The 17,914-nt window shown below is 57.0% G+C and carries 12 protein-coding genes; 8 read left to right on the forward strand and 4 right to left on the reverse strand.

Going from position 1 to position 17,914, the window contains the following annotated elements; translation table 11 throughout:
- Positions 1-44: 44 nt before the first annotated feature.
- The 3 genes from yegD to AC6I8P_RS06960 all read right to left on the reverse strand — a co-directional run bounded on the left by yegD (position 45) and on the right by AC6I8P_RS06960 (position 4,992).
- A complete protein-coding gene (gene yegD, locus AC6I8P_RS06950) occupies positions 45-1,397 on the reverse strand; it encodes a molecular chaperone (RefSeq protein WP_021509318.1) in 1,353 nt (450 codons plus the stop codon).
- Between the two features lie 75 nt (positions 1,398-1,472).
- Positions 1,473-4,037: a diguanylate cyclase gene (locus tag AC6I8P_RS06955; protein WP_498031079.1), complete on the reverse strand. Its 2,565-nt coding sequence runs from the start codon at positions 4,035-4,037 to the stop codon at positions 1,473-1,475.
- A gap of 343 nt (positions 4,038-4,380) precedes the next feature.
- Complete coding sequence (locus AC6I8P_RS06960; protein ID WP_021509320.1) at positions 4,381-4,992, reverse strand: phosphatase PAP2 family protein; 612 nt, start codon at positions 4,990-4,992, stop codon at positions 4,381-4,383.
- Between the two features lie 229 nt (positions 4,993-5,221).
- Between AC6I8P_RS06960 and udk the strand changes: the two genes are divergently transcribed.
- From udk to asmA, 3 genes are all read left to right on the forward strand, one after another.
- Positions 5,222-5,860 (forward strand): uridine kinase, encoded by a 639-nt coding sequence (gene udk / locus AC6I8P_RS06965; protein ID WP_498031080.1) that lies wholly within the window; start codon positions 5,222-5,224, stop codon positions 5,858-5,860.
- Positions 5,861-5,980: 120 nt separating this feature from the next.
- A complete protein-coding gene (dcd, locus tag AC6I8P_RS06970) occupies positions 5,981-6,562 on the forward strand; it encodes a dCTP deaminase (protein ID WP_021509321.1) in 582 nt (193 codons plus the stop codon).
- A 59-nt stretch (positions 6,563-6,621) separates the two neighbouring features.
- Positions 6,622-8,421: an outer membrane assembly protein AsmA gene (gene asmA / locus AC6I8P_RS06975; RefSeq protein WP_058757289.1), complete on the forward strand. Its 1,800-nt coding sequence runs from the start codon at positions 6,622-6,624 to the stop codon at positions 8,419-8,421.
- Positions 8,422-8,539: 118 nt separating this feature from the next.
- On the opposite strand, the gene AC6I8P_RS06980 is transcribed toward asmA, so the two are convergent.
- Positions 8,540-10,108 (reverse strand): TerC family protein, encoded by a 1,569-nt coding sequence (locus tag AC6I8P_RS06980; protein WP_498031081.1) that lies wholly within the window; start codon positions 10,106-10,108, stop codon positions 8,540-8,542.
- A 789-nt stretch (positions 10,109-10,897) separates the two neighbouring features.
- Between AC6I8P_RS06980 and wbaP the strand changes: the two genes are divergently transcribed.
- The 5 genes from wbaP to AC6I8P_RS07005 all read left to right on the forward strand — a co-directional run bounded on the left by wbaP (position 10,898) and on the right by AC6I8P_RS07005 (position 17,873).
- Positions 10,898-12,331, forward strand: a complete 1,434-nt coding sequence (gene wbaP, locus AC6I8P_RS06985; RefSeq protein WP_498031082.1) for an undecaprenyl-phosphate galactose phosphotransferase WbaP — start codon at positions 10,898-10,900, stop codon at positions 12,329-12,331.
- A 299-nt stretch (positions 12,332-12,630) separates the two neighbouring features.
- Entirely contained in the window at positions 12,631-13,761 is a 1,131-nt protein-coding gene (locus AC6I8P_RS06990) for a polysaccharide export protein (protein ID WP_031280061.1), read from the forward strand.
- Between the two features lie 9 nt (positions 13,762-13,770).
- On the forward strand, positions 13,771-14,205 hold the full coding sequence (locus tag AC6I8P_RS06995; protein WP_021509326.1) for an arsenate reductase/protein-tyrosine-phosphatase family protein: 435 nt from the start codon (positions 13,771-13,773) through the stop codon (positions 14,203-14,205).
- Between the two features lie 12 nt (positions 14,206-14,217).
- Positions 14,218-16,395 carry a tyrosine-protein kinase Wzc gene (gene wzc / locus AC6I8P_RS07000; protein WP_021509327.1) on the forward strand — a complete coding sequence of 726 codons (2,178 nt, stop codon included), beginning with the start codon at positions 14,218-14,220 and terminating at the stop codon, positions 16,393-16,395.
- A 560-nt stretch (positions 16,396-16,955) separates the two neighbouring features.
- Positions 16,956-17,873, forward strand: coding sequence for a glycosyltransferase family 2 protein (locus AC6I8P_RS07005; protein ID WP_058757292.1), 918 nt, complete (start codon positions 16,956-16,958; stop codon positions 17,871-17,873).
- Positions 17,874-17,914: the final 41 nt, after the last annotated feature.

The following is a 17,914-nucleotide window of genomic DNA, read 5'->3' on the forward strand; positions in this document are numbered from 1 at the left end:
GTCTGGCCCTCACCCTAACCCTCTCCCGCAAGCGGGAGAGGGAATTATCTGAACATCACTTCGGCCCAGCGCGCCAGGCCGGCGGTGACCGAGCCGAAATCATCGCCGCTGGCGATGGGCGTGTCGGGCAGTGCCTGCTGCAGCGCGGCGCGCAGGATCGGCGAACGGGCGCTGCCACCGGTGAGGTAAATCACCTCCGGACGGGTGTCACAACTGGCCAGCGCCAGCTGCACCTGCTCAAGAATGCGCGCCAGCGGCTGGTTGATCGCCTCTTCCAGCTGCGCGGCGCTGATCTCCGCCTGCAGCGTTTGCGCAATAAACGCCAGCGAGGCCGCAGTCTCGCGCTGATCGGAGAGCGCAATCTTGCTCTCTTCCGCCGCGCGCACCAGCCGGTAGCTCAGCTTCTGCTGCCATACTTTCAGCAGATGCGCGACTTTATCGCCCTGTTCGGCATCACGCACCAGATCGCGCAGCAGCTTACCGCTGGCGGCCGAGTAGAAGTCGCTTTGTGCCGGCACATCGTTAATCGCCACCGCGTTCCACCACGGCAGGGCGGGCAGGGCAGTGCCCTTCAGCGTGTTACCGCCCAGACCCAGCAGCGGCATCAGCGTTTTGAACGCCAGCATGATATCGAGGTCGTTACCGCCGACGCGGCAGCCGCTGTGGCCAAGCAGGCTGGCACGGCGATCGGACTGATTACGCCACTGCGGCCCCATCAGCAGCATGGAGCAGTCGGTGGTTCCGCCGCCGATATCCACCACCAGCACGCGTGTCTCCTGCTGCAGCGTGGCTTCAAACTCCAGACCGGCGGCAACCGGCTCGAACTGAAACTCGACGTCGCGGAACCCGGCACGCTGTGCAGCACGCAGCAGAATGCCCTGCGCCTGCTGGTTGGCGTCTTCACCGCCCAGCCCCTGGAAGTTGATTGGCCGGCCAATCACGGCCTGATCAATCGGTTGATCGAGCTGGGTTTCACCCTGCTGGCGAATGTGCAGCATCATGGCGCACACCAGATCTTCAAAGAAGGCGATCTGCTGGGGTTTCAGGCCGCTGGCACCGAGGAACGACTTCGGCGATTTGACGAACCACACCTCTTCCGGATCGACCATATAGTGCTGCAGCGCGGTCAGACCAAACTGTACGCTGGCAGGCGTTACCTCGATATCCTCTTCGCGGTTATAACGCAGCGCGCGCTGCAGCAGCGCGGTACTTTCGCTGTCTGGCGTGGGGACCTGATGGTGGCGGTGCAGCCATTCACTGATGGCTTCGCGCGTGGGCGCGCAAATCATGGAGGGAAGCAGGCGCTGACCGTTTTCCAGGGTCAGTAACCGCGGTGTGCCGCTATCCGTTACCGCGATGGAACAGTTAGCCGTGCCGTAGTCGAATCCGATAAACATTGTATCCCCCATGCCAGAAAAAAGGGGGCGACTTTAGCGCAGCCAACGCGGGCTGGCAATGGGCAGCGCCGCAGTTTATCCCTGAACTTCCTGGTAAACCTGATACTGGCCGCGCCCGGCGTGTTTGGCGCTGTAACAGGCGACATCGGCCTGCGACATCACCACATTGCTGATGCAGTTATGCTGATCGATTTGCGTGATACCGGCGCTGGCACCGACGTGATACGGCCGGTCCTGCCAGATAAAGGTAAAGTCATGCACCGCGCTGACGATGCCCTGCACCACCTCGCGCACCTGGTCAACATTGCTGTAGGGCAGCAGCAGGCCAAATTCGTCACCGCCGAGGCGCGCCAGCACATCGCTATTGCGCAGGTGCTGTTGCATGAGATCGGCCAGTGCGCGCAGCAGCGCATCGCCGGCGGCATGGCCGGCGGTATCGTTGACCGCTTTAAACTTATCCAGATCGATAAACACCAGCACGTGCTCGCTGTGATGCGCGGCAGCGTCATTTACCAGTCGCTTCAGCTGCTGTTCAAAGCTGTGACGGTTCGGCAAACGCGTCAGCATATCGTGAGAGGCGCTGTAGCTCAGGCGTTTCATCATGCGGCGCGACTCGCTGACGTCATGAATGACCATTACGGCACCAATGTCGCTGCCGGTCAGGGTTTTCAGCGGCGTGATGCTGTAGTGAATCTCGACCTGGGCACCATCCGGCGTATGCAACACCAGCTCTTCTTCGAGGTCCGGTGTGGTTTTGCTGGCGGGCAGGCTGCACAGCAACAGATTCTCCACGCGCGGCCCCTGCGCGCCACGCGTAATCGTCAGCAGTTCGCTCAGCGCCACGCCAGCCGCTTTCGCCTGCGGCCAGCCGCTCAGCGTCTCGGCCACCGGATTCATGAAGGTCACCCGCATCTCATCGTCAGTACAAATCACCGCTTCACCAATCGAGTCGAGGGTGATGGCCATGCGTTCCTTCTCCTGGAACAGCGCTTCATTCAGCGTGCGCAGCGAAGTAATGTCCTGGCAAATGCCGAGCATGCGTTCGATCTGCCCGTCCTTGCTGATGATGCTATTGGCCTCGGAGCGCACGTAGCGCACGCCCTGCGGCAGGTTGATGCGGTACTCCAGCTGGAAGGCGCTGCGGCGTTCAATCGCCTGCTGAATGGTGAGCGCGGCCGCTTCACGTTCCTGAACATCGACCAGATGCAGCCACAGGTCGTAGCTCGGCACCCGGTGCGGCTCCAGCGCAAACAACTCGTACATGCGCTTGTCCCATAACATCTCGCCGTTTAGCAGGTTCCACTCCCACACGCCGATGCCGCCCGCTTCATTGGCCAGCGTGATGCGTTCCATCAGCCGCTGGTTGACCTGCTCGCTCTGCTTCAGCTCGGAGATATCCACAATCTGCGCGATAAAGTAGAGCGGTTGCAGCCGCGCATCATGCACCATCGAGACCGTGAGGCGCGCCCAGACGATCTCGCCATCTTTGCGGAAATAGCGCTTTTCCAGGGTATAGGTCAGGATCTCACCGGCGATCAGCCGCTCCAGCTGCTGCAGGTCGCTGTTGAGATCGTCCGGATGGGTGATCTGCTGGAAGGTGAGTTTTTTCAGCTCTTCCGCCGCGAAGCCCAGCGTGCGGCACAGCGACTGGTTGACCTGCTGCCAGCCGCCTTCCGGTGATACCAGCGCCATGCCGATGGCGGAATACTCCATGGCGTTGCGGAAGCGGGTTTCGCTTTCGCTGATGTGGTGCTTTTCACGCTGGAAGGCATCCATCACCAGCGACATCACGTGGCTCGGCAGCAGCACCAGCAGAAACGGCAGCCAGGTGCTGACCTGGCCGAGCAGCAGATCGTTGCGCGCCAGGTTGACCCAGTCGAGCGCCAGCAGCAGCGAGATAAAGCTGGCGTTAAGGAAAAACAGCAGAAAGGCTTCGAATTTGGGCAGGCGCACCGCGCACCAGAACAGAATCACCACGATAAAGGTAAACGGCCACGGCAGGAAGCGCAGCGCCAGATAGCTGGCCAGCAGCGTGACCATCAGCGTGAGCAGCGTCTCCAGCTGACGTTCCGGCGTGATCAACTGGCGCAGCGGTTTATCAGGCCACAGCAGCAGCACCGGACCGAAGGCCAGCACGCCAATCACTTCAGAGATCACCCAGGTGGAGAAAAACGGCAGCGAGGCGTGGCCGTCGACGTGCAGCATCCACAGCGCCACGACGCCGCCCAGCAGCGGCGCGATCAGGCCCGCAGCCAGCGCAAAGCGTATCCAGTCGGCCAGTGAGTTGAGCGGGGCTTTGCGGTCGAGCAGCGCGCGCAGCATCAGCCCGCCGAGGATGGCCTGCACCATATTAAGGATGGCGAATTTGACATTGCTCAGGGCCGGGCCGATCACCAGCAGATTGGCCAGCGCCGTGCCGAGCACGCAGCTGGCCAGCAGCAGCGGTACCTGTCGCGAGGGCGCGCGGAACACCACGACGGTCATTAACGCGGTGGAGTACCAGAGCGGGGAAATGCGGCCGCTGACAACAATCAGTTCCAGACAGAACAGCGTCAGTAAAAATGCCAGCGCGCAAAGCAGCAGGGCGCTGAGCCACTTTTTTTGCGGATTATCCTGCGAGGTTACTATCTCAAGAGTCATGCACGAATCCAGCAGCGCGCATTGATTACTCGAAGAAAAATGCGCCAGTCAATCTCTTAATCCATGCTAGCACATCTGTCAGATATCTTTGTGCGGAAATGTTTTTTTGCGGCCTGCATCCAGGTGCGCATGAATGCGCACCCGACAAAAACGGTGAAATCTGCTGGCAGTATCGCGCCTGCTGGATCTGCAGCGATTCAGGTAAGGACACGACAAATTGCACAATTTTGTAGCGGCGCGATTTATCGCGCAATAAATTGCGCCGCTACCGTATGTGCAATCATTTGTGGAACGTGTTCAAAACGTAATGGACAGACCTTACACCCTTTACCGCGCAACGCACTCAGCGGAACAAATCGGCGCGGGTGAAGGGCTTTTCCAGCCCGGCGAGGTCAGCGGAAAAACGCTCGAGGAACTGCTGGGTGGTGGCGACGCGGCCGTGGCCCATCAGCAACAGCGGAATCAGAAATGCCACTGCCACCTGCACCACGCTAAAACCCTTCAGCGCGGTGCGACGCTGGCTCAGCAGGAACGCGCTGCTCAGGGTAAAGCCCAGCATAAGTCCGGCCAGCACTTCACTCACCGAGTGCGCATGGATCACCAGGCGCGATAATCCCACCATCAGCGGAATCAGATAGCCGATACCGATGGTCAGGGCGCGCCAGAACGTAGGCCAGCGGCCGGAAATCAGCCACATCATCACCGGCCACAGCGTCGCTGACATCGCGCTATGGCCGCTGAACCCGGTAAAGTTGTAGCGCGCGCTGCCAATGCCGAAGCCGAGAAACATAATCTTCGAGATGCTGACCAGCAGGCCCGCCAGGCCAAACGCCAGCAGCCAGTACCAGACGGTGCGACGGTTGTCGCTTTTCCACGGCAGCACCAGTGCGATGATCACCGCAGTGGGGATCAGCAACATACTGTCGCCAAAATAGGTCAGGGTTCTCCAGCTCATACTTTTCCTTGCAACGACTATCGGGCTCCCGCCAGTCACACGGCGGGCAGAGAAACAGTGTATCGATTAAGCCGCTGGCTGCAAAACGGGATAGTCTGAAAAGGCGGCGCGCCGGTTTTCACTGGCATCAACCCGGTGAAATCCCTATAATTGCCGCCAACTAACCCTCTCAATCGGCCTGTTTTTGTGCAGACAGAAACCGGCTCCAGTTATCAGGTCTTAAAAAAGTATGACTGACAAGTCTCATCAGTGCGTGATCGTTGGCATTGCAGGTGCATCCGCATCCGGAAAAAGTCTTATTGCCAGCACGCTCTATCGTGAAATCCGTGACCAGGTCGGTGACGAGCATATCGGTGTGATCCCCGAAGATGCCTACTATAAAGATCAAAGCCACCTCACCATGGAAGAGAGGGTGAAAACCAACTACGACCATCCGAGCGCGATGGACCACGATTTGCTGCTGCAGCATCTGCGCGCACTGAAGGCCGGCGAAAATATCGACCTGCCGGTTTACAGCTACGTTGAGCACACCCGCACCGACGAGTGTATTCACCTGAAGCCGAAGAAAGTGATTATTCTGGAAGGGATTCTGCTGCTGACCGATGCACGGCTGCGCCAGGAGCTTAACTTCTCGATCTTCGTTGATACCCCGCTGGATATCTGCCTGATGCGCCGTATGAAGCGCGACGTCAACGAGCGCGGGCGCTCGATGGACTCGGTGATGAGCCAGTACCAAAAGACCGTGCGCCCGATGTTCCTGCAGTTTATTGAGCCTTCTAAGCAGTATGCCGACATCATTGTGCCGCGCGGTGGTAAAAACCGCATCGCCATTGATATCCTCAAGGCCAAAATTAACCAGTATCTTTGACGACGCCCGTCCGGTTCAGCGTGACCGGAACGGGACACCGTGCGTCCGGATGGACGTGACGCGAACGGTTTGTCACAACCTGACCACCTTTCGCTACACTTAAATCATGGAGTTTCTGCGATGAGATTATGCGATCGCGATATTGAAAGCTGGCTGGACAGCGGCAAGCTGGCCATCGATCCCCGTCCGCCGGTTGAGCGCATCAACGGTGCCACCGTGGATGTGCGCCTCGGTAACCAGTTCCGTACCTTTAGCGGCCACACCGCACCGTTTATAGATTTGAGTGGTCCAAAGCATGAAGTGAGCGCGGCGCTGGATCGCGTAATGAGCGATGAGATTGTGCTGCCGGAAGGCGAAGCGTTCTTTCTGCATCCGGGTGAACTGGCGCTGGCGGTGACGCTGGAATCCGTCACCATCCCCGACGATCTGGTGGGCTGGCTGGATGGCCGTTCGTCACTGGCGCGCCTCGGGCTGATGGTGCACGTTACCGCGCACCGCATCGATCCGGGCTGGCAGGGCCGAATCGTGCTGGAGTTTTACAATTCCGGTAAGCTGCCGCTGGCGCTGCGTCCCGGCATGCTGATTGGCGCACTGAGCTTTGAACCGCTGTCCGGGCCGGCGGCGCGTCCTTACAATCGCCGCGAAGACGCCAAATATCGCGGGCAGCAGGGCGCTGACGCCAGCCGTATTGATAAAGACTAACGTTTCTCCTGGAGTGATTTCGCGCCAGCGGCCTGAAATCTGACGGTGATGAGGATGCAATGAGAAGACTGATAACCACGCTGGCCATCCTGTTAGTGGTGGTCGTAGCGGGCATGACGGCACTGGTGTTGCTGGTCAATCCCAACGACTTTCGTACCTATATGGTACAGCAGGTAAAACAGCGCAGTGGTTATCAGCTTGAAGTGAGCGGCGACCTGCGCTGGCACGTCTGGCCGCAGCTCAGCATTCTGGCGGGCCGCATGAGCCTGACCGCGCCCGGCGCCAGCCAGCCGATGGTCACCGCTGACAATATGCGCCTGGACGTCAATCTGTGGCCGCTGCTGTCGCATCAGTTGAGCGTCAGCCAGGTGATGCTGAAAAACGCGATTATTCGCGCTACGCCGGACAGCGCGGTGCAGAAACCGCAGGGCGCGCCGATTGAGCCGGGCGATAGTGAACCGGCCATCGCCGCCAGCAATGGCTGGACCTTTAACATCAGTAAACTGCGCATCGCCGATAGCCTGCTCATCTGGCAGCAGCCGGGCGGTGACGAGTACAACTTCCGCGATCTCAACCTCAACCTGAATCAGGACGATAACCGGCAGGCCAGCGTTGAGCTGGCGACACGCGTGTCACGTAATCAGCGCAATCTCAGCCTGAACCTAAAAGGGCAGATGGACGTGGCGCACTATCCGCACCGTATCAGCGGCCAGCTGGATGAGCTGGATTACACGCTGGACGGCGCGAACCTGCCGCCGCAGGGCATCAAGGGCACGCTGAGCGGGCAGGCGCAGTGGGATGGCGACCAGCAGCAGTTTGCGCTGAACAAGCTGCAGTTAACCGCGAACGACAGCGCCCTCGACGGCAGCGCTGAGGGCCGGCTGGCCCTGCCGCAGCAGCTCAACCTCGCGCTGCATGCGACCTCGCTCAATCTGGATAACCTGATGGCCAGCGCGCCCGCCAGCGATAACAGCACCACGCAGCAGGCTAACGTGATGCGCACGCCGGTGATCGCTGAGCCGCGCGCGCACAATAATGCCGACTCGCCGCTCAATAGCATGGATTTGCAGCTGACGCTCGACGCTGACAGCAGCGTGTGGCGCGGTCTGACGCTCAGCAATCTGCAAATTGACGCCCGCAATCAGCGCGGACTGCTGACGCTCAACAAGCTGCAGGGCAAATTTGGTGACGGCCACTTTTCCATTCCCGGCTCGGTGGATATCCGTCAGCCGGTCACGCAGGTGGCGTTTCAGCCGGAGCTGAGCAGCATTGCCATTGCGCCGCTGCTTAAAGCGCTGGAACTGCCGGCTTCGCTGCAGGGCACGGTCTCGCTCAAGGGCGACATCAGCGGTGCCGGGCTGAGCGTGGCAGAGGCGAAACAGAACTGGCAGGGCAATGCAGAACTGGAAGCCACTAATCTGCAGCTGGCGCAGCTGAATCTGCAGCAGATGGTGCGCCGCGCCGTGGCGCGCGTCAGCAATCGCGTCAGTAACGATCAGCCGGATGATCAGGGAATTGAACAGTTAAGCGGGCGCATCAGCCTGAAGCAGGGCAACGTCACGCTGCCGGATCTGCAGGGCGGCAGCAGCCGGCTGGCGCTGCAAACCCACGGCAACGTGGATGTGGTGAAGCAGCAGCTGGATGTCACCATTAATATGATTCTGCGCGGCTGGCAGGGCGACGACCGGCTGGCGAAAGTACTCAACGGCCAGCCGATTCCGCTGCGCATGTACGGCAGCTGGGGCAATCTGCAGTATTCACTGCCAGTGGACGACGTGGTGCGCCAGCAGTTGCAGGGCGAAGCCAAAACGCGCCTCAATCAGTGGCTGGATAGCCAGAAGTCTGCACCGCGGCAATAAAACCCGATGCCGGTGCGCATGAATGCGCACCCTACAAAAAACCGATGCTTTCCGTGTAGGGTCGCCATTTATGGCGACCAGCTAAGCAACACGCGATAAATCATGCCCCGGCGCCGGGTTAAATAAACGGTGCGGGCGCGACCGGCACAATCTCGACTTTTTGCACCCGATGGTTCTCCACCTGCAGGGTGCGCAGCAGATAATCCCCGACGCGCAACTCCTCACCTTCGGCCGGCACGTGCTGCAGGCTATCCATCAGCAATCCCGCCAGCGTATGGTAATTGCGCCTCTCGTCGAGCGGCAGCGCTACGTATAGCGCTAAATCTTCCAGCGGCATATGGCCGTTGGCGATCCAGCCGCCATGCTCTGCGGGCTGAATATCGTAACGGGCATCAATCTCTTCCCCTTCATTGGGCAGGTTGCCGGCGATGGTCTCCATCACGTCGCTCAGCGTTACCAAGCCTTCCACCGAACCAAACTCATCCACTACAAAGGCAAAATGGGTGCGCGCATGGCGAAACTGCTCCAGCGCCTGCAGCAGGGTGACGCGCTCGGGAAACACCAGCGGCTGGCGAATCAGCGCACGCAAATCCAGCGATTTACTGTGCAGCGACTGATGCAGCAGATCGATCACATGCACCACGCCCAGTGGCTCGCGTCCCTGTTCGGTGATCAGCAGGCGCGTATGCTGGTTGCGGTCGAGTTTATCCATGATCGACTGCGGGTCTTCGCTCAGATCGATGTGCTCGACGTCATGGCGTGACGTCATGATGCTGTTGATTTGGCGCTGACCCAGACCCAGCACGCGCATGATCATGCGCCGCTCCTGACGGTTAAACAGCGCTGCGCCCTGGTTATCACTCAGCAGCGATGCCGTGTCGGCATCCAGATCGGCGCGCTGCGCTTCACCGCGCAGAATGCGCAGCACGGCTTCGGCAGTGCGCTGGCGCAGCGGCCGTCCGGCGGTAAGAAAACGGCGGCGATTAAACAGCGCCAGCTGGTTAAAGATCTCAATCACAATCGAGAAGCCAATGGCCGCGTACAGATAGCCTTTCGGGATGACGAAGCCGAAACCCTCTGCCACCAGACTAAAGCCGATCATCAGCAGAAAGCTCAGGCAGAGAATCACAATGGTAGGATGGCCGTTAACGAAGCGCGTCAGCGGCTTGCTGGCCAGCAGCATTAACAGTATGGCGATGGTCACGGCGATCATCATCACCGGCAGGTCGTTGACCATACCGACGGCGGTAATGACGGCATCAAGTGAAAAGATGGCGTCCAGCACCACGATTTGCGCCACCACTGGCCAGAATTTAGCACCGCTGTTATTTTGACCCGACTCCTCGTCGCTGCCCTCCAGCCGGGCGTTCAGTTCGGTGGTGGCTTTAAACAACAGGAAGATACCGCCGCCCAGCAGCAGCAGGTCGCGTGCGCTGAAGCTGTGCTGGAAGAGGGTGAACAGCGGTTGGGTCAGCGTAACCAGCCACGACAGCGACGCCAGCAGCACCAGCCGTGATACCAGCGCCAGCAGCAGGCCGAACACCCGCGCGCGGTCGCGCAGCGTCGGCGGCAGCTTCTCCACCAAAATGGCAATAAAAACCAGGTTATCAATACCCAGCACCAGCTCAAGAACGATTAGCGTGACTAATCCTGCCCAGAGCGACGGATCGATGATCCACTCCCACATACTTTCATCACCATAATGTCTAAAAATGAGCTTAGTCTGATGATAGTTAATCGTCAGACAGGGTACAAATACGCCCCGGCCGCGCGGATGTCGCGGGCTGGCGGCTTATTAGGATTAATCTTACCTTGTTCAGCCGGGAGATAAGTGAAAAGTATGGATAAACATCCTGTGTGGATGAAGACCACTATTTATTCTTATCCAGCGGCAAAAGCGTACATTTTTAATGCGACTAATCTGAAGGCGGGTATCGAATTATTCTGAATTTTGGCGTGAAATTGCCTGGCGGGGCTGGCATCAATACTTATGGCTGGTAGTCTTTTTCCTAAAATAGTGCAGGGAAGACGGGGCCTACTTGTAAACAAGCCAGTAATAACTAGTATAGCAACGTGTTAGTAAATGTCTGCGCCAATGTTGTTAATAGCGCGCTGTTTAGCTTCTTAATGTTGTGAATTGTGATCGTGCACGGGTTAAGGCGGGTATTTCCCGGCGTGGCGACAAAGCGCGGACAAAAAATAGGGTGTTGTAAGCGGTATTGGCAGCGACAGCCAAGGGCGGTAGCGTGCCTGACGTAGTTTTCACAGGTTAAGAATTGTCTGGCCTTGCGGCAAAAGGAAGTCAGACTAATCTGTTGGTATTTATCACAATTTTCTTGCTTAACTGGAAAGAGAATTGGCCTAAATGCCGGGGAGTTCGCCGCAGTTTGTCTCGCTGGTTTAGTTAGTGCATCGCTCATTAATTACTCAGGCTTAGGCGTTAGGGATTAAGGGAAATAAAATAAAAGAGTCAAATATGCGCGATAATGAATTTACATATAAAAGTCTTCTGACAAAAATTTTACTGGCGTGCTCGGATTTAATTTGTTTCAACGCGGCATTGTTTATTGCACTCGCGCTGATTAATTCGTTCGCCGATTCTCCACTGGCAGATATTTCTGAAAAAGACCTCAACTTAAAAATCGCCACCCATATCTGTCTGTCCTTAATTTGTACAGGCTGGTTCTGGGTTCGCCTGCGTCATTATACCTATCGCAAACCCTTCTGGTTTGAGCTGAAAGAGATCTTTCGTACCATTCTCATTTTCTCTGTCATCGATTTGTCAATTTCAGCATTATCACAATGGCAGATGTCCCGTTTTGTCTGGGTATTAACGTGGATTTTAGCGCTGGTGTTGATTCCGCTGGCGCGCGCTATTTCCAAACGCGTACTGAATCATTTCGGTATGTGGAAAAAGCAAACCATTATTATTGGCAGCAACCGTAACGCGCAGGAAGCCTGGCAGGCGCTGCAGAGCGAAGAGGTGATGGGCTTTGATGTGATCGCCTTCTTCGACGTCGATGGCAGTTGCCCGCAGGCCAGCATCTCCGGTGTACCGGTGCTGCATAACGAGCAGGAGCTATGGCAGCTGACCAACAGCGAAACCCAGTTTATCGTTGCGGTTGAGTTTGAGCAGAGTCAGCACCGCGACCGCTGGCTGAAAATGCTGGCGATGCATAACTGTCGCTCGGTCTCGGTTATCCCGACGTTGCGCGGCGTACCGCTGTACGGCACCGATATGGCTTATATCTTCAGCCATGAAGTGATGATTCTGCGTGTGAATAACAACCTGGCGAAACGCACCTCGCGTGTCCTGAAGCGGGCATTCGATATCGTCGGCGCGCTCAGCATCATCATCGCGCTGTCACCTGCGCTGCTGGTACTCGGCTTCATGGTTGGCCGTGATGGCGGACCACCGATTTACGGTCACGAACGTGTGGGTCTCAATGGCCGCAAGTTCAAGTGCCTGAAGTTCCGCTCGATGGTAATTAACTCGAAAGAGGTGCTGGAAGAGGTGCTGCGCACCGACCCGGTAGCCCGCGCCGAGTGGGACAAAGATTTCAAACTGAAAAACGATCCACGTATTACCAAAGTCGGTCATTTCATCCGTAAAACCAGCCTGGATGAGCTGCCGCAGCTGTGGAACGTCGTGCGCGGTGACATGAGCCTCGTTGGCCCGCGCCCGGTGATTGAAGATGAACTCTGCCGTTATGCCGGTGATGTTGATTATTACCTGATGGCAAAGCCAGGCATGACGGGATTGTGGCAGGTCAGCGGTCGTAACGACGTTGACTATGAGACGCGCGTCTATTTCGATTCGTGGTATGTCAAAAACTGGTCGCTGTGGAATGACATCGCGATTCTGTTTAAGACGGTCGGCGTGGTACTCAAACGCGACGGCGCTTATTGATAGACAGCAAGGGCAGGGGACGAAATAACGTTCCCGCCTGATAACTGCCGGTGCTGGGAGTGTCTGTAACTGATAACTGCCATTATCGAGCCCGAACAGAGCGGGTTATTAAGCCGCTTAACGATAACCCACTTTAATTGAAGTCGTCTGCAACCAGGATGACAACATAAACCAGGGAGCTAATGATAATGAACCTCAGTTTCAGTGTTTAATTCCTTGCCTTTATTTTTGTTAGACGCTTACACAGCGGCGTTTTCGCCTCTATCAATCATTAACTGATAGCGAAGAACCAGATGATAATGAAAACTAAATTGATACCGTTACTGGTATCCGCGACTTTCCTCTCCGGGTGCACCATCGAACCAGGTTCGCACCTTTCCACTAGCGGAAAAGATGTCATTGAGCAACAGGATAGCAATTTTGACATCGACAAATACGTTAACGTCTTCCCTCTGACGCCGCGTCTGGTTGAACAGATGCGTCCGAAGCCGCTGGTTGCTCAGGCTAACCCGCTGCTGCAGAACGAGATTCAGAGCTATCAATACCGCGTTGGCATCGGCGACGTACTGAACGTCACCGTATGGGATCACCCTGAGCTGACCACGCCGGCCGGTCAGTACCGTAGCGCCAGCGACACCGGTAACTGGGTGCAGGCAGACGGTACCATCTTCTATCCGTACATCGGTAAAGTGCGCGTTGCAGGCCGCACCGTGACGGAAATCCGCAGTGAAATCGCGCGTCGTCTGGCGCAGTTCATTGAAAGTCCGCAGGTGGATGTCAATGTGGCCGCGTTCCGTTCGCAGAAAGCCTACGTGACCGGTTCGGTCACCACGTCCGGCCAGCAGCCGATCACCAACGTGCCGCTGACCGTGCTGGATGCGGTGAACGCCGCGGGTGGCCTTGCCGCTGACGCCGACTGGCGCAACGTGGTGCTGACGCACAACGGCCGCGAGCAGCGCATTTCGCTGCAGGCGCTGATGCAAAACGGCGACCTGAGCCAGAACCATCTGCTTTATCCGGGCGACATCCTTTACGTACCGCGTAACGACGATCTGAAGATCTTCGTGATGGGCGAAGTGAAACAGCAGACCACGCTGAAGATGGACCGCAGCGGCATGACGCTGGCTGAAGCGCTGGGTAACGCACAGGGCATGGATCAAACCACCTCTGACGCCACCGGCGTATTCGTCATTCGTCCGATTCGCGGTGCTAACCGCACCAAGATTGCCAACATCTATCAGCTGAACACCAAAGATGCGGCGTCGATGGTGATGGGCACCGAATTCCAACTGGAGCCGTACGACATTGTCTACGTCACCGCAACACCAATCACCCGCTGGAACCGCGTGATTTCCGGACTGCTGCCGACCATCGTGGGTATCGACGATGCAAGCTCCGCAGCGCTGCGTTTCCGCAACTGGTCGGACTAAGGTTTTACCATGATTAAGTCAGTGTTAGTCGTCTGCGTCGGCAACATTTGCCGCTCCCCCACCGGGGAGCGTCTGTTTAAACGCGCACTTCCGCATACCCGTATCGCCTCTGCCGGTCTTGGCGCCCTGAAGGGCCATCCGGCGGATAAGACGGCCAGCGCCGTCGCCGCTGAACATGGCGTCTCGCTGGACGGTCATGAGGCTCAGCAGTTAACGGCCAGCATGTGCCGTGACTTTGACCTGATTCTGGTAATGGAGAAGCGCCACGTTGAGCAGGTGAATCGCATCGATCCGGCTGCGCGGGGGAAGACCATGCTGCTGGGCCACTGGCTTAACCAACAGGAAATTGCGGATCCGTACAAAAAAAGCCGTGAGGCCTTTGAAGAGGTTTACGGGTTACTGGAAAACGCTACCCAGAAATGGGTTAACGTACTAAGCCGATAGTTGGGAATATCCATGAATATCAAAAACAAGGTTATGACTGCGCCAAAAGAAGATTCGAATGGATGGGATCTGGCGCATCTTGTGGGACAGCTGATCGATCATCGCTGGATCATCGTGGCGGTCACCGCTTTCTTTATGCTGATGGCAACGCTCTACACACTGTTTGCTACGCCAATCTATAGCGCGGACGCTATGGTGCAGGTGGAGCAGAAAAACACCGCCTCGGTGCTGAACGAATTACAGGATGTGATTCCGACCACGCCAGCATCAGACACCGAGATTCAGATCATCGAATCCCGCATGGTGATTGGTAAAACCGTTAACGACCTCGGTCTGGACACGGTCATTCAGCAAAACTACTTCCCGGTGATCGGTAAAGGTCTGTCGCGCCTGATGGGCAACAAGCCGGCGCAGATTGCCATTTCACGCCTGGAAATTCCGCGCAGCATTGACAAACGTACCGTTGAGCTGGAAGTCACCGGTCCGCAGACCTATACCGTGAGCAAAGACGGCGACGAGCTGTTCAAAGGCCGCGTCGGTCAGCTGGAGCAGCACGGCGACGTCACCATGCTGGTTAGCGGCATTCAGGCTGACGAAGGCACCAGCTTCAGCGTCACCAAGCTGAGCGACCTGCAGGCGATTAAAACCGTACTGGGCGCGCTGACCGTCGCCGATAAAGGCAAAACCACCGGCGTGCTGGGCCTGGAGTTCCAGGATGAAGATCAGGAGCAGGCGAGCCGCGTGCTGAACCAGATCGTCAACAACTATCTGCTGCAGAACGTTGAGCGTAAGTCTGAGCAGGCGGAAAAGAGCCTCGAATTCCTGCGCACCCAGTTGCCTAACGTGCGTGCCAAGCTGGACGATGCGGAAGACAAGCTGAACACCTTCCGTCGTCAGAACGAGTCGGTCGACATGTCGCTGGAAGCCAAATCGGCGCTCGACTCTTCCGTTAGCGTCCAGAGCCAGCTGAACGAGCTGACCTTCCGTGAAGCCGAAGTTTCCCAGCTGTTCACCAAAGACCACCCGACCTACCGCGCACTGCTGGAAAAACGCAAAACGCTGGAAGCGGAACAGGCGCAGCTGAACAAGAAAATCTCGGCCATGCCGCAGACCCAGCAGGAGATTCTGCGTCTGACGCGTGATGTGCAGGCCGGTCAGGAAATCTACATGCAGCTGCTGAACCGTCAGCAGGAACTGGGCATCAGCAAGGCCAGCACCGTGGGTGATGTGCGCATCATCGACCGTGCTGAAACCAGCACCAGCCCGGTAGCACCGAAGAAGCTGCTGATTATTGTCGCGGGCCTGATTGTGGGTCTGATGCTGTCGGTTGGTCTGGTGCTGCTGAAAGCACTGTTCCACCACGGTATCGACAATCCGGAGCAGCTGGAAGAGCTGGGCATGAACGTCTATGCCAGCGTACCGCTCTCCGAGTGGCAGCGTAAGAAAGACACCGAAGCGCTGGCGCGACGCGGCAGCAAAGAGAAGTCGGATCCGCACAACACGCTGCTGGCGCTGGGTAACCCGACTGACCTCTCCATCGAAGCGATTCGTAGCCTGCGCACCAGCCTGCACTTCGCCATGATGGAAGCGAAAAACAACATCCTGATGATCACCGGTGCCAGCCCGGGTATTGGTAAAACCTTTATCTGTGCCAACCTGGCGACGCTGGTATCCAAAGCAGGTCAGCGCGTGCTGTTCATCGATGGTGATATGCGTCGCGGCTATACCCACGAGCTGCTGGGTGCGGACAACAAGACCGGCCTGTCTAACGTACTGTCAGGCAAGAGCGAGTTCTCGCCGGCGATGATTCAGAAGGGCGTGTACGGTTTTGACTTCCTGCCGCGCGGTCAGGTGCCACCGAACCCGTCTGAGCTGCTGATGCATCGTCGCATGCAGGAGCTGCTGGACTGGGCAAGCAAGAACTATGACCTGGTGCTGATCGATACGCCGCCGATTCTGGCTGTGACCGACGCTTCCATCATCGGTAAGCTGGCCGGTACCTCGCTGATGGTGGCGCGTTTCGAAACCAACACCACCAAAGAGCTGGATGTCAGCTACAAACGCTTCGCCCAGAACGGTATCGAGATTAAAGGCGTCATCCTCAACGCCGTGGTCCGTAAAGCGTCGAATGCCTATGGTTATGGCTACGACTATTACAACTACGAATACGGTAAAGAGAGCAAAAGCTAAGCACTATCGGGGGCGGATTTTCCGCCCCTTTTTATGGCTAAAAAGCGTTAGCGAGGTGCGCATAAATGCGCACCCTACGTGGACGGTGCAGGAGAATTGACCTGTTTGCCGGTGCGCATAAATGCGCACCCTACGTGGACGGTACAGGAGAATTGACCTCTTTGCTGGTGCGCATAAATGCGCACCCTACGTGGACGGTGCAGGAGAGTTGACCTCTTTACCCGTGCGCATACATGCACTGACGGTCAGAACCGTGCCCGACGCCGTAGGGTCGCCATTCATGGCGACCGGAAAACCGCTCTGTCGGATATAACGTCATTGATGGCGACCGGCAAACCGCTTTCTCGAACATAACGCCATACATGGCGACTAAATTTTTCGGTGCGTTTTGCACCATCAAACATACACACAGCACAATCTTAGGTATTTCCGTGACGGTACGAAAAGTCTTATTGAAAAAGAATACTAACGGCATGATTTTTCAGAACAAAGCCGATTCCTTTCTACAGGCCGCTCGCGTTACCGTTGAATCTGGAACAGCTGTTTAAGAGGTGCTGGCAATGCAGGACATCCGCTTCTCAATTGTAATTCCCGCTTATAACGCGTCGAAATCGATTGTCACGACGCTGGATTGCGTCAAAGCGCAAACCTATCGCAACTTTGAAGTCATCATCGTGGATGACAAATCCGCCGATGCCGCGGAACTGGCGCAGGTGGTGCGCGGCGAGCGCTATCAGGATCTGGACATCAAACTGGAGCTGTCTGAGGTCAAACTCAACGGTGCCGGCGCGCGCAACAAAGGTATTGAACTGGCGCAGGGCGACTTCATCAGCTTCCTCGACGCCGACGACGAGTGGCACGCGGACAAGCTGCTGGAAGTGTGCGATACCATCCGCAAGCTGGAAGCGCAGGGTAAATCGCGCTATGTCATCTTCAGCCAGGTCAATATTCATCAGGACGGCAGCTTTCTCAAAGTGATGCCGATGCAGCCGCCGGGTAAAAACGAGACCGTGGCGGAGTACCTGTTTGGCTGTTACGGCTTTATCCAGACCAGTACCATCGTGCTGAAACGCGAAGATGCCGCCAGAATCCAGTTTGATGCGCGCTATATTCGCCATCAGGATTATGACTTCTGCATCCGCGCCGACCGCATGGGCTACGAATTTGTGATGATCGCCAAACCGCTGGCGACCTACCATCTGGTGACCAAATTTGGTTCCAAACACAAAGGCGAGTCGGTGAAGTACTCCTTCTTCTGGCTCGACACCATGAAGCCGCACCTGACGGCGCGCGATATCCATACCTATAAAGCGTTCAAGCTGCCGCTGCGCTACAAAATGGATGGCAATTCGCTGCTGGCCAGCGTCAGTTTTGCGCGCTACTTCTTCCTCACCAACCGTGATAACCGCGCCTACTTCATCAATCGCCTGGTCGATAAGCTGAAGTCGCGCTTCACGGGGCGAAGAGCGGTTTCCTGATCGATTTATGACTTTCACTTGCTCCCGCAGCGGGAGCATTT

Source organism: gamma proteobacterium symbiont of Lampromicra miyakona (assembly GCF_059730895.1).